At 64.5% G+C, this 12990-nt stretch carries 11 protein-coding genes and 1 riboswitch; of the genes, 6 read left to right on the forward strand and 5 right to left on the reverse strand.

From position 1 onward, the window contains the following. The first annotated feature begins 259 nt into the window (after nucleotides 1–259). Complete coding sequence (locus tag FYJ28_RS13275; RefSeq protein WP_154579613.1) at nucleotides 260–2053, forward strand: NAD(P)/FAD-dependent oxidoreductase; 1794 nt, start codon at nucleotides 260–262, stop codon at nucleotides 2051–2053. A gap of 2 nt (nucleotides 2054–2055) precedes the next feature. On the opposite strand, the gene FYJ28_RS13280 is transcribed toward FYJ28_RS13275, so the two are convergent. Then, nucleotides 2056–2283, reverse strand: a complete 228-nt coding sequence (locus tag FYJ28_RS13280) for a hexameric tyrosine-coordinated heme protein (RefSeq protein ID WP_055242646.1) — start codon at nucleotides 2281–2283, stop codon at nucleotides 2056–2058. A 150-nt stretch (nucleotides 2284–2433) separates the two neighbouring features. Here FYJ28_RS13280 and FYJ28_RS13285 point away from each other — a divergent pair, with 150 nt between their 5' ends. Both FYJ28_RS13285 and FYJ28_RS13290 read left to right on the forward strand, forming a co-directional pair. Beyond that, nucleotides 2434–3054, forward strand: a complete 621-nt coding sequence (locus tag FYJ28_RS13285) for a flavin reductase family protein (protein ID WP_154579614.1) — start codon at nucleotides 2434–2436, stop codon at nucleotides 3052–3054. Between the two features lie 281 nt (nucleotides 3055–3335). Next, nucleotides 3336–5117, forward strand: a complete 1782-nt coding sequence (locus FYJ28_RS13290; protein ID WP_229780464.1) for a BCCT family transporter — start codon at nucleotides 3336–3338, stop codon at nucleotides 5115–5117. Between the two features lie 75 nt (nucleotides 5118–5192). Here the strand turns inward: FYJ28_RS13290 and FYJ28_RS13295 are convergent, their stop codons facing one another. The 3 genes from FYJ28_RS13295 to uriH are packed head-to-tail and all read right to left on the reverse strand — an operon-like array spanning nucleotide 5193 to nucleotide 8521. Next, on the reverse strand, nucleotides 5193–6122 hold the full coding sequence (locus tag FYJ28_RS13295; RefSeq protein WP_154579615.1) for a ribokinase: 930 nt from the start codon (nucleotides 6120–6122) through the stop codon (nucleotides 5193–5195). 30 nt (nucleotides 6123–6152) lie between these two features. Further along, complete coding sequence (uriT, locus tag FYJ28_RS13300) at nucleotides 6153–7577, reverse strand: uridine transporter UriT (RefSeq protein WP_442778588.1); 1425 nt, start codon at nucleotides 7575–7577, stop codon at nucleotides 6153–6155. Further along, nucleotides 7574–8521 carry a uridine-preferring nucleoside hydrolase UriH gene (uriH, locus tag FYJ28_RS13305; RefSeq protein ID WP_154579616.1) on the reverse strand — a complete coding sequence of 316 codons (948 nt, stop codon included), beginning with the start codon at nucleotides 8519–8521 and terminating at the stop codon, nucleotides 7574–7576. The genes uriT and uriH overlap by 4 nt, the downstream gene beginning before the upstream one ends. Before the next feature lie 354 nt (nucleotides 8522–8875). After that, nucleotides 8876–8943, forward strand: a riboswitch (guanidine-III (ykkC-III) riboswitch). Between the two features lie 10 nt (nucleotides 8944–8953). Here uriH and FYJ28_RS13310 point away from each other — a divergent pair. Beyond that, a complete protein-coding gene (locus FYJ28_RS13310; protein ID WP_082413648.1) occupies nucleotides 8954–9268 on the forward strand; it encodes a DMT family transporter in 315 nt (104 codons plus the stop codon). Nucleotides 9269–9270: 2 nt separating this feature from the next. Beyond that, nucleotides 9271–9630 (forward strand): DMT family transporter, encoded by a 360-nt coding sequence (locus tag FYJ28_RS13315; RefSeq protein ID WP_154579617.1) that lies wholly within the window; start codon nucleotides 9271–9273, stop codon nucleotides 9628–9630. A 506-nt stretch (nucleotides 9631–10136) separates the two neighbouring features. Here FYJ28_RS13315 and FYJ28_RS13320 read toward each other — a convergent pair. Next, nucleotides 10137–11663 carry an acetyl-CoA hydrolase/transferase family protein gene (locus FYJ28_RS13320; RefSeq protein ID WP_154579618.1) on the reverse strand — a complete coding sequence of 509 codons (1527 nt, stop codon included), beginning with the start codon at nucleotides 11661–11663 and terminating at the stop codon, nucleotides 10137–10139. A 211-nt stretch (nucleotides 11664–11874) separates the two neighbouring features. Here FYJ28_RS13320 and FYJ28_RS13325 point away from each other — a divergent pair, with 211 nt between their 5' ends. Then, nucleotides 11875–12909: a M14 family zinc carboxypeptidase gene (locus FYJ28_RS13325; RefSeq protein ID WP_154579619.1), complete on the forward strand. Its 1035-nt coding sequence runs from the start codon at nucleotides 11875–11877 to the stop codon at nucleotides 12907–12909. Nucleotides 12910–12990 lie beyond the last annotated feature (81 nt).

The following is a 12990-nucleotide window of genomic DNA, read 5'->3' on the forward strand; positions in this document are numbered from 1 at the left end:
GCCGCCTCGCCAAGAGGGACCCCCGAGCACACCAAATCCACGAAATCAGCCCGCACGCGGGCGGGAAATACCTTGACCATCAAACACTCCATCAATCAGAGCGTTGCAACGACCATATGACTTCACCCCCCTCAAAACAGCCGTAACTGGCCTCTCGGCCGATGTGGGAAGGCGGAGCAGATTCCGTTCGGACCCCTACCTATCTGCGGCACCGCGGCGTTTACTGGAACCTCCAAAACGCAACCACAAAGGAGTGGAGATGGCTGATTCTGCACTGGAGACCGGCGTCGAAAACTGGCTGGACGCCTTCAACACTGCGCTGACCGGCAGGAACACCACGGCCGCCGCGGAACTGTTCGAAGAAGACGGGCTCTGGCGGGACTTCGTGTCCTTCACCTGGAACCTGAAAACGTTGGAGGGCCGCCGGGAAATCTCGGACATGCTGGATACGGTCCTCGATGACGTCCAGCCCGCCAACTGGCAGCTCACCGAGCAGCCAACCGAGGCAGACGGGGTGACCGAGGGCTGGCTCAGCTTCGAAACGGCTGCTTCCCGGGGATGGGGCCATCTGCGCCTGCGGGACGGGAAGGCGTGGACGCTGCTGACCACCATGCAGGAACTGAAGGGTTTCGAAGAAGCCAAGGGCACCAACCGGCCCAAGGGTGTGGAACACACCGTTGAACGCGGGCGGAAATCCTGGCTCGAGCAGAAGCAGGAACACCAGAGCCGGCTGGGCTACGAGGAGCAGCCGTACTGCGTAATCGTCGGCGGCGGTCAGGGCGGCATTGGGCTCGCGGCACGGCTGCGGCGGCTGAACGTTCCCACGATCGTGATCGAGCGGAATGAGAACGCCGGCGACTCCTGGCGCAAACGGTACAAGTCCCTCGCCCTTCATGACCCGGTCTGGTACGACCATCTGCCCTACCTGAAGTTCCCCGATGACTGGCCGGTTTTCGCACCGAAGGACAAAATCGGCGACTGGCTGGAGCACTACACAGCGCTCATGGAGCTGGACTACTGGTCAGGCACCGAGTGCCTGGGCGCGCGGTACGACGACGACGCCGGCACCTGGGAACTGCGCGTCCGCCGCGGTGGGGAGGACATCACGCTGCACCCGCAGCAGCTCGTCTTCGCACTCGGTGTCTCCGGCTACCCCAACGTCCCGGAGTTCGAAGGTGCCAATGCGTTCCTCGGCGAGCAGTACCACTCGTCCAAATACCCCGGCGGCGGTGACCAGACCGGGAAGAAGGCCCTAATCATCGGGTCGAACAACTCTGCCCATGACATCGCTGCGGATCTCTGGGAACACGGCGCGGACGTGACCATGCTCCAGCGTTCCTCCACCCATATTGTCCGCAGCGACTCCCTGATGGAATACGCGCTGGGCGACCTCTACTCCGAACGCGCCCTGGCCGCCGGCACCACCACCGAGAAAGCGGACATGCTCTTCGCGTCCCTCCCCTACCGGATTCTGCCCGACGCCCAAATCCCCATCTACGAGAGAATCGCCGAACACGACGCCGATTTCTACGACCAGCTCCGCGACGCCGGGTTCAGCCTGGACTTCGGTGAAGACGGTTCCGGCCTGTTCCTGAAGTACCTCCGCCGCGGGTCCGGCTACTACATCGACGTTGGTGCTTCCCAGCTCATCATCGACGGACGGGTGAAGCTGAAGCAGGGCCAGGTTTCCAAGCTCACCGGCAACGGTGCAGTGCTCGACGACGGCACGGAGCTGGACGCGGACGTCATCATCTACGCCACCGGCTACGGATCCATGAACAACTGGCTCGCGGACCTAATCTCACCGGAAGTCGCCGACCAGGTGGGCAAATGCTGGGGCTACGGTTCGGGAACTACCAAGGACCCGGGACCGTGGGAGGGCGAACTGCGGAACATGTGGAAGCCCACCAACGTAGACAACCTCTGGATCCACGGCGGCAACCTGCACCAGAGCCGGCGCTACTCGATCTTCCTGGCCCTGCAGCTCAAGGCGCGGATGGAAGGAGTGCCGACGCCGGTGTACGGGCTGCAGGAGGTGCATCACCGCCGGTAGCGTCAGCGCCAGTAGTTGTTGGCAGCAGCAATAGTGGCGAACTCGATGGCCACTACGTGCGAGGACGCAATCAGCTCCTCGGGGTCCGTCGTATACACGTCACGGCCCGCCCTAAGGACCTTCTCGTCGGGCTGGATGGCGTAGATACTGTGCAGCGCCAGTTCCAGGGCCAGTTTGCGGCCCTCCTCCGGCGTAGCGGTGATGAGGGTGTTTCCCGGAACGAGTTCCATGCTGCACCTGGTTTCGTCTAGTTCGGCCAACAAACCCCTCTTCCACGATTCCAGTCCGGCAGGCATTTGGGAACGCCGGCCCGGCGATTCGATGATCCCCTCAGGCCGGCCGTGCCCGGGCCCCGTGTGCGCCCGGCTAAGCTCAACAGCATGAGAACGGATTTCGACCCCGCCGAAATGGGCGGCCGCAGCTTCTACCGCCTGCTGACTTCCGTGGTGGTGCCGCGCCCCATCGCCTGGGTGTCCACCGTCTCCTCCAGCGGTGTGGACAACCTTGCTCCGCACTCGTTCTTCACCATCGCCTCGGTCAATCCGCCGGTCGTGTCATTTACCTCCGTGGGTGAGAAGGACTCGCTGCGCAACATCCGGGAAACCGGCGAGTTTGTTATCAGCCTGACCCCGGAGGACCTCTTTGAAGCCGTCAACGCCACCGGCACGGGTTTCGCGGCGGATGTCAGCGAATTCGACGCCGCCGGGATAGCCCGCGAGCCCAGCGCCACCGTGCGCCCGGCCAGAGTGGCCGGTTCTCCGGTGGCCCTGGAATGCCGGCTGCATGAGATCCATCCGGTGGGTGACTGCTTTGTGGTCTACGGCGAAATCACCCGGGCCGCCATCCGCACGGACACGCTCGACGGCGACTCGCACCCGCGCATCGAGGCGCTGCGCCCGCTGTCCCGGCTGGGCCTGAATGAGTGGGGAACCATCGGTGATGTCCGGGAAATCACCCGGATTCCGGCCGACGAATGGCCTGGACACTACCGCAGGGTCTAGGACCTTCCAGCGTGTCCGGCGGCTGCCAGCCGGAGTGAGAAGTCTGACGTTCGGCCCTGTTCCGGAACCCCTGCAGGGTGCCCTCCGTTGGTGGCAATAGCCTGTCCTGCCGCTATCGGCGCGGAGCCGGCCGCCAGTGGCGCCCGGGGACAGCTTTGTCCCCGATGAGGCCGCGCGCCCGTAAATCAGTAGACTTATAGACGGTGTAAGTCGCCGCAGCAAGAGCATCCGCCAGAAAAAGTCTGAGCGCTTTGAATAGAGCGCAGGAGGAGAAACTGGGAATGACCGCCACACATGGCGCTGGTACCGAGGAAAACACCAAAGCGAAAATGACGGGAAGCCAACCACCTGCTGAGGTGGACCGGGAACCCCCTGCTGGCCCTGTCCGGGCCGGCAACGGAATCGCCCGCTGGGTGTTCTGGCCGGCTGCCACCATCATCGTGGTCTTCGCAGTCTTTGCCATCGCGTTCCCCGGAACGGCCACGGAGATGTTCAACTCCGTGCAGACAAACGTCATCCGCTGGTTCGGCTGGTACTACGTCGCCGCCATCGCCATTTTCGTGGTGTTCGCCCTGTGGATAGGGCTGAGCCGCTACGGAGACATCAAGCTGGGCAAGGATGACGACGAACCGGAGTTCTCGATACGGTCCTGGTTCTCGCTGCTCTTCGCTGCTGGGATGGGCATTGGCCTGGTGTTCTTCGGCGTCGCCGAACCCCTGAACCATTTCGCCGCACCCCGTCCGGGTGTTGAAGGCACCCCAATCCAGCTGGCACAGCAGGCACTGACCCAGACCTATCTGCACTGGGGACTGCATGCCTGGGCGATCTACGTCGTAGTCGGCGTCTCCATTGCCTACGCGGTCCACCGCCGCGGCCGTCCGATCTCAATCCGCTGGACGCTGGAGCCCCTCCTGGGCAAGCGCCGCGTCTCCGGCGGCTGGGGCAACCTGATCGACGTCGTCGCCCTGGTGGGAACCCTCTTCGGTGTGGCGACGTCACTTGGCCTCGGTGTGCTGCAGATTTCCGCCGGGCTTGAAGAAGCCAACATCATGCAGGCTACGCAGATGACACAGGTTGGGCTGATCCTGGGCATCACCACCCTCACCATCGCCTCCCTGATTTCCGGTGTGGGCAAGGGCATGAAGTGGCTCTCCAACATCAACCTGGCTCTGGCCGGCCTGCTGCTGATGTTCGTGCTGTTCGCCGGCCCCACCCTGTTCCTGCTGCGCGAATTCGTGCAGTCGATCGGCAATTACCTGCAGAACGTCATTGGCCTGACCTTCAACACGCTGGCGTTCTCCGGTGCTGAAGGTGAGGCCTGGCAGGCAGCCTGGACCACGTTCTACTGGGGCTGGTGGATCTCCTGGGCACCGTTCGTCGGCATCTTCATTGCCCGCGTCTCCAAGGGACGCACCGTCCGGCAGTTCGTTGCCGGCGTCCTGCTCGTTCCCAGCATCATCGGATTCCTCTGGTTCTCTGTCCTCGGCGGCACTGCCATGTACCGTGAGCTCTTCGGCAACGGCGGCCTGGTCGGCGCCGACGGCTCCGTGGACACCGAAGGTTCGCTCTTCGGCATGCTGGGCGGTCTGCCCGGCGGCACAGCCCTGACGATCGGTGCGGTACTGCTGATCACGATCTTCTTCATCACCTCCGCTGACTCCGGCGCCCTTGTCACGGGCATGCTCTCCACCGGCGGCGACGTTGAACCGAAGAACTGGATCCGCATTTTCTGGGCCCTGTCCGCCGCCGCAGTGGCCATTGCACTGCTGCTCGCCAACGGCCTGGAAGCGATCCAGACTGCGGCCATCCTCACCGCCGTTCCGTTCAGCGTGGTGATTCTGCTGATGTGCGTTGCCACCGCGAAGGCGTTCCATCAGGAACACGAGACCCTGATGCGGGCACAGCGGAAGATCGCGCGTGACGAGTTGACCGCCCACGTGACTGAGCACGTTCAGGACAGCATGCAGGAACAGTACGAAGACCAAATGGCTGACCAGGTGGATGCAGCCGTGAAGAAACAGTTCGGCCGAAGGACAGCAGCCCAGAAGGACCGAAGGCCCTAGCTGCTCCCCCGAGCATGAAGGAGGCCCCGCACCGGTTGGTGTGGGGCCTCCTTCATGCCTGTGACGCTGCTGGGCCTAGGCTGGTGCGTCCTGCTCCAGCAGGTCCCGCAGGACCGGGTAGGAGGACTGCGCACCTTCGCGGGTGGCAGCCAGTGCCCCGGCGCGGGCAGCGAACCGGGCGGCGTCCGCCAGCGGTTCGCCGGCGGCCAGGCGGGCGGCAGTTGCAGCCGTGAAGGCGTCACCGCAGCCCGTTGTGTCCACGGCAGTAACCCGGGTAGGTTCCACGGTGGCCACACGCTGGTCACCGGCGGCGGTTCCATCCAGTACGACGGCGCCGTCCCCGCCCAGGGTGATGATGGTCCGGCGCACGCCCAGGGCGTCCAGGGCAGCGATGACCGCTTCCCAGTCCGCTGCCGGATCAGCCAGACCCGTCACCAGCGCAGCCTCATGCGCATTCAGCAGCAGCACATCGGTCAGCTCCAGCAGCTCCGCCGGGACCTCACGGTAAGGCGAGAGATTCAGCAGCACCTGGGCTCCGGCGTCGTGCCCTGCCCTTGCCGCAGCGGTGACCGCTTCGAGCGGAACCTCCAGGCTCAGGGTAAGGACGGCAGCGCCGTCGAACAGGTCCGCCGGCAGTTCCTCGCCGGTGACAGTTCCGTTGGCTCCGGGGGAAACGATGATCGTGTTTTCGCCGGAAGCGTCCACAACGATCATGGCCGTGCCGGTGGCGGTGCCGGTGCGGCGCAGCACGCGGGATGCGTCCACTCCGGCGGCGGCAGCGGCCTCGAGCAGAAGATCCCCGTTCCCGTCGGCGCCCACGGCACCGAACAGGCGAACGTCCGCTCCGAGAATCGCAGCGGCGGCGGCCTGGTTGGCGCTCTTGCCGCCCGGGACGATCACCAGTTCCGACCCGTTGAGGGTCTCCCCCGGAGAGGGGAAACGGTCAGTGCGGACGGTCAGGTCTGCGTTGAGCGACCCTACAACTACGACTTTTCCTGCAGACATGCGGGGATTCTCCTTGGGGACGAGCGGGTGTCAGCGATCGGCCGGTGCGTCTGCTGACACCTCGGCGGCGACCGGCTTGGGGATGAGGAAGGAGGCAGCAAGGGCCAGCACCAGGATGACCAGACCGGCAACGATACCGCCGTAGTAGCCTCCGGCACCGCCGTCGGCCGGCGTGGTGGCCGTCTTGACCGCGTAGATCACGGCGAAGCTCAGGCCGGCACCCAGGTTGAACGCGCCCGCGTTCAGGCCCGGCAGGAAGCCGGGGTTCTCCTTGGGCGAGAGCACAATGCCCAGACCGTTGAGCATGATGTTGCCAATGCCGGCGTAGGTGATGCCGATCAGCAGGGAGACGCCCAGCAGGCCAAGCTTCGAATCGCTGCCAACAACCAGCAGCACCAGGGTCAGTCCGATCACGGAGCCGATCATGCCGATCCGCAGCACCTTGCCGTAGCCCCAGGTTGCAGCCAGGCGGCCGGCGATGGGGCCGACAATCAGGCCGGCGAGGGCGTACGGGGTGAGGGTCCACCAGGCGGATTCCTCGGCGCCCATGCCGAAGCCGATCACGCCGTCCTGCGCCAGGGCCGGGATGATGCCGTTCATAACGGCGAAGACGCCGGTCATGGTCAGCAGCGTGGTCAGCAGCAGGGCCCAGGTGGAGCGCTGCTTGAGCAGGTAGGTGGCCACCAGCGGCTGTTCAGTGCGGTTCTCCACCTTCCAGAAGACGGCGAACGCAACAACAGCCACCACGATAAGCCCGACCACCAGCGGCCAGTTGGCGTCCGCCAGCTTGCCGGCTTCGTTGAAGGCAGTGAGCAGGGTGCCCACGGAAATGACCAGCGGCACTACGCCAACCCAGTCCATCTTTTCCTTCTTCTCGGCGGTGGATTCCGGTGCCAGGAAGAGCAGCAGGACGGTGGCGAGGGCGCCCACGGCGGCCATTGCCCAGAAGACGGACGCGAAGCCGTGGTTCTGTGCCAGGTACCCGCCGGCGACGGCGTCGATGCCGGCGATGCCGCCGTTGACTGCGGTGATGACACCCATCAGGGTGCCGTAGAGCTTGGCGTCGCGGATTTCCACGCGCAGCATGATCAGGGTCAGCGGAACTACGGGTCCGGAGACACCCTGGATCAGGCGTGCAACAAAGAGGACCTCGATGCTCGGGGCAAGGGCAGCCACCACGGAACCGATGGTCAGGACGATGAGCATCCCGGCGAGGACCTTCTTGCGGCCGATGATGTCACCGAGGCGGGGCAGGAAGAGGGAGAACAGTGCGGCGGCCGTGAAGAACGCGGTCTGCGTCAGGCCAACGGCGGCAGAGGTGGTGTTGAGTTCCTCTTCGATGGTGACGAGGGCGGGGGAAAGCATGGAGGCGTTGAGCTGGAACGCCACGCAGGCGGCCAGCAGGGCTGCCATGAGGGCGCCGACATTGACGCGGCGCTGGGTTGAGGCGCTCACAGGTCCACCTCGCCAATGCGCTCGAGGGCGTCAACAACCAGGCCCCAGAACTTGTCCTGGTCCAGCTCCATGGCAACGGAGGTGTTGCAGTCTTCGGGAGCAGGAGCCCGGAAGTCAGCCACGGTCATGCCCAGGGTGAGGGAACCGGTCAGCTCCACGTCCAGCGGCACGCGCTGGGTGGTCATGACGGACGGGTCAATGACGTAGGCGACGGCACAGGGATCGTGCACCGGCGGGAAGTCGAAGCCCTGGGCGTCCTTGTAGGTGTGGCCGAAGAATTCGAGCAGTTCGCCAACGAACTTGGCCGGCTTGGTGCCGACGGCGGCGATGCGGTCAGCTACTTCGTCCGTGGCCAGCGCCTGGTGGGTCAGGTCCAGGCCGACCATGGTCAGCGGCCACTTTTCGTTGAAGACGATGTGCGCTGCTTCGGGATCGATCTTGATGTTGAATTCGGCCACCGCGGACCAGTTGCCCACGTGGTAGCCGCCGCCCATCAGGACGACTTCCTTCACCCGCTCAGCCAGGCGCGGTTCCTTGCGCACGGCCATGGCGATGTTGGTCAGCCCGCCGGTCGGGACCAGCGTGACGGTGCCCGGTTCGTGTGCCATGACCGTGTCGATGATCAGGTCCACAGCGTGGCGGTTGTCCAGTTCCACGGTGGGTTCGGGGAGGACGGGCCCGTCCATACCGGAATCGCCGTGGATGTCCGGAGCGTTTTCGATGGTGCGCACCAGGGGCCGGTCGCAGCCGGCGGCGAAGGGAACGCCTGTGATATTTGCGACACGGGCAATCGCCAGCGCGTTGCGGGTTACCTTCTCCAGAGTCTGGTTTCCGACGACGGTGGTAACCGCCAGGAGCTCGATCTCCGGGCTGCCGTGTGCCAGCAGCAGGGCGACCGCATCATCGTGGCCGGGATCGCAGTCCAGGATGATTTTGTGGGGCATTGCTTCTCCGCTTCGTTGAGGTTCCAGACGACGGGGCCGAAATCCCGGCGTCGCAGTGCCCCGCTCCGGCACACCGGACGCGCGCCGGTAGGCGGACATAACGGATGTGCATGAGTGTCTTGGCTGCTGTTGGGCCGGCTCTGTGGGAGGGGGCTGGACAGCACCTAAGGCCCATATTGGGCGGGCACATCTTAACGATATCGGCGTGGGAGGACTGGAATTGCCGCCGCCCGAATCCGGACGCCGATGGGCGGCGGGCTGATTTGGCCCGCCGCGGGGAGGTGCTTATCCTTTGCCCGTCGCCGCCGTGACTCAGGCCGCGGCACCGGATTTCCAAATTTGCTACCTTGGGGTGCAGGGCCGTGAATTCTCCGGCCCCCGGACGACGGTTCAGTACCCGGAACGCGACAAGACTGGCCAAAGGAGCTAGCCATGTCATGGGTTGTCCTCATTGCCTCCGGAATGCTTGAAGCCGTATGGGCTACAGCGCTGGGGAAGTCGAACAACTTCAAGAAACCCGTTGCCACCGTTGTGTTTGCCGTGGCGCTGGCGGCCAGTATGGCCGGCCTTGCCTGGGCGATGCTCAGCATCCCGGTTGGCACGGCCTATGCCGTCTGGGTGGGGATCGGTGCCGTGCTCACAGCGGGTTATGCCATGCTCTTCGGCGGCGAGAAGGCCACTGTGATTAAGGTGGTGCTGCTGATGGGAATCGTCGGCTGCGTTGTTGGCCTGAAGCTGGTGGCATAGCCATGGCTTGGATCATTCTTCTGCTCAGCGCTGTCCTTGAGGCTGTCTGGGCCACGGCGCTGGAGGCTTCCAACGGGTTCACTGTCCTCGCGCCGTCGATCATCTTTGCGGTGGCGGCAGCGCTGTCCATGGCTGGCCTTGGCTACGCCATGAAGCACATTCCGATCAGCACCGCCTATGCCGTCTGGACCGGGCTGGGCGCCGTGCTTACCGTCGCCTGGGCCATGTTCACCGGCACCGAGGAACCCGGTGTGCTGAAGGTCCTGTTCCTGGCCGGGATCATCGGCTGCGTAATCGGGCTGAAGTTTGTGGACAACCCTGCTCCGGTTTCCGATCAGGCTGGCGGGTCACCGGAGTCCTGAGGCGGACTCTGCCCGGGCGTTGTCCAGGTGGCGCATGACCAGGGCTGCGGCAATCAGCGGTGTCGTGCCGGCGGTGCGGTGAAGGCGGGAATCACTCTGCGCCGGTCTCCGCCAGTTTGGGACATTCCGCCGGTTTGGGCAGTCATCCACCGGCATTCCCCTGCGCTTCGGGACATTCCTGCGATTCGGGACACTGATCCCCGGCCCTTTCGCTGCACTTGGGGACATGCCTTCGGGTTTGGGACATTCCTGCGCGGCGCCACGGCAGGATTGTCCCAAACTGGCAGGGATGTCCCCATGCGGAGGGACTCGCGCCCTGCCGAACCGATCCACCGGGAACCGGCCCCAAGCGGGAGCTGAGTCCGGACGGATTCCCAGCCATCGTTACTGCTGTGAAGGGTGCGGCCTCCGCAGGCAGCACCTTTCGCAGCGGGTGGGAAACCGCGCACGGGACCTGAGCCCGAACGCAGAACGGCGGCACCCGAAACGAAAACGACGGCGCAGCCCTAGCTGAGCGCGGCCTCTGGCAGGCTGGTGCCGGTCTCCACGAAACGCTGGTGGAAGGCCAGCGACTCATCGAGCAGGTGCGGGGTGTGCTTGCCGACCGAGTCCCGGCTGGCCCGGTCGAAGTAGTCCTGCAGCAGCGGCTGGAAGTCCGGGTGGGCGCACTTCTCGATGATCAGCCGGGCCCGCTGCTTCGGCGAGAGTCCGCGCAGGTCCGCCAGGCCGCGTTCGGTGATGATGAGCATGGTGTCGTGCTCGGTGTGGTCCACATGGCTGGCCATCGGCACAATCCCGGAGATCTTTCCGCCCTTGGCCGTGCTCGGGGACATAAACGCGGAGAGGAACCCGTTGCGGGCAAAGTCGCCGGAACCACCGATACCGTTCATCATGGACGTGCCACCCACGTGGGTGGAGTTCACGTTGCCGTAGATGTCCGCCTCGATCATGCCGTTCATGGCGATGCAGCCCAGCCGGCGGATCAGCTCCGGATGGTTGGAGATTTCCTGGGTCCGCAGGATGATCCGCTTGCGGTAGAAGTCGATGTTGGAGCTGAACTCCTCGATCCCCGCCGGGCTGAGCGAGAAGGATGTAGCCGACGCCACCCGGATCACGCCGTCGCGGATCAGTTCCAGCATTCCGTCCTGGATCACCTCGGTGAACGCTGTCAGTCCGGTGTAGCCGGCGCCGGAGAGACCGGCCAGCACGGCGTTGGCAATGTTGCCGACGCCGGACTGCAGGGGCAGCAGCTTGTCGGTGAGGCGCCCGGCCTTGATTTCGGATTCGAAGAAGTCCAGCAGGTGCCCGGCGATCATCTGTGAGGTTTCATCCGGTGCCGCGAAGGGGGTCATCCGGTCCGGGGCGTCCGTCTCGACGACGGCGATGACCTTCTCCGGGTCCAGCCGCAGGTAGGGTTCGCCGATCCGGTCGTCCGGGTTGACCAGCATGATCGGTTTGCGGTGCGGGGGCAGGGCGGTGCCGTAGTAGACGTCATGCATGCCGTCCATCGCTGCCGGCTGCTGCCGGTTCACCTCGAGGATGATCTTGTCTGCCTGCTCGATCCACGTCTTGTTGTTTCCCACCGAGGAGGAAGGGATCAGGCTGCCGTCCTCGTTGATGCCCACTACTTCGATTACGGCGAGGTCAATGTGGCCGTAGAACCCAAACCAGGCGTATTGGGCCACGTGCCCAAGGTGGATGTCGATGTACTCGAGTTCGCCGTCGTTGATCCGCTTCCGCAGCGTGGGATCCGACTGGTACGGCAGGCGCAGCTCCATGCCGCGGGCCTTGGCCAGGACACCGTCGAGCTCCGGGGCGGTGGAGGCGCCGGTGAGCACCTTGATCTGGAAATCCTCGCCGCGCGTGTGTGCCTGTTCGATCTGTTCGGCCAGCGCCTGCGGCACGGCCTTGGGGTAGCCGGCTCCGGTGAAGCCGCTCATCGCGACCGTCATTCCCGGTTTGATCATCGATGCTGCCTGCTCGGCGCTCATCACAAGATTGGAGAGTCCGGGGTGGGAGATACGGTCGTGCATAACTGGCCTTTCACAGAACGAATCAATCAACCCTAACCGCCTGTGAGCCGGAGCTCACATTCGGCCGTACCGGCGGAGCTGCAAAGAGGGCTCTGACCTGCGCTTATAAACGACAGGCCCCTAAAAAGCCACAGTGCGGTCCCTTTGATTGACACATCCGAACCGGTCGTCTTCACTGCTGGGACCACTCACATCACTCAGGAGATCCAACATGGGACTTTCCAAAACTGCCGCTGCCCTTTCGCTCGCAGCGCTGCTGGCATCCGGCACGGCAGCTGCCCCGGCATTCGCCGTCGGTGAGGGTCCGAACTACAACGGCAACGAGACCATCAACACCTCCATCCTGCACACCTATGACGAGATGGTGGCGGAGCTGAAGAAGCAGGACGCCAAGCAGCCGGCAATGGAGCTGGAAGTAATTGGGCAGTCGGTCAAGGGCCGGGATCTGTACCTGGCGAAGTACATCAGCAACCCCAACAACCCCACCATCCTGTACCTGACGCAGCAGCACGGCAACGAGCAGCTCACCACCGAGGGCGCCCTCGAATTCGTCAAGCACCTGGGCACCGGCAAGACCAAGGGAGTGCTCGACGGCGTCAACATCCTGATCGTCCCGATGCTCAACCCGGACGGGGCCATGGGCGACGTCGACTTCCCGCTGGACGGCTATATCGCGAAGGGCCGCACGCTCACCCGGGCCAACGCCACCGGCACAGACCTGAACCGTGACCACGTCGCGAAGATCCAGCCCGAGACCCAGGCCCTGCACAACAACGTGATGCGTGCCTACGACATCGACTACATGATCGACCTGCACCACCAGGGCACGCAGAGCGAGCGTGACGGCCAGCTGGTCTCCGGTTCGATCCTCTACCCCACCACCCCGAATGCCTCCCCCGACGTTGTTGAAGGCTCCAAGCAGCTTGGTGCCGTGGTCTTCAACGCAATTGACCCCACCGGATGGGGCCACCTGGGCCGCTACGTGGGCGGATCCGCCGAGACGATCAGCCGAAACGGTATTGCCGTCGAATACGGCATTTCCACCCTGCTGTTCGAAATGCGCGGCATGTCGGACCATTCCAACCCCTCCGCTGTGCTGGGCCAGAAGAGCAACGGCTATCTGATCAAGCAGACCGTCACCACCCTGGATGCGACTGCCCGCGCCATCGCGGACCGGTCGATCGAAAGCACCGATACCTCCATCTGGGACACGCTCGCCGAGCAGACCACCCGCCCGAGCGAGTAGTCGCCGCGGGGCTGACTGCTCCTAGCTGAGAAGGTGCGGTCCGCAGAGGCCGCACCTTCTCAGCTGGACGGCACTGAACGG

This window comes from Arthrobacter sp. BL-252-APC-1A (assembly GCF_009696625.1).
Taxonomy (GTDB): domain Bacteria; phylum Actinomycetota; class Actinomycetes; order Actinomycetales; family Micrococcaceae; genus Arthrobacter_B.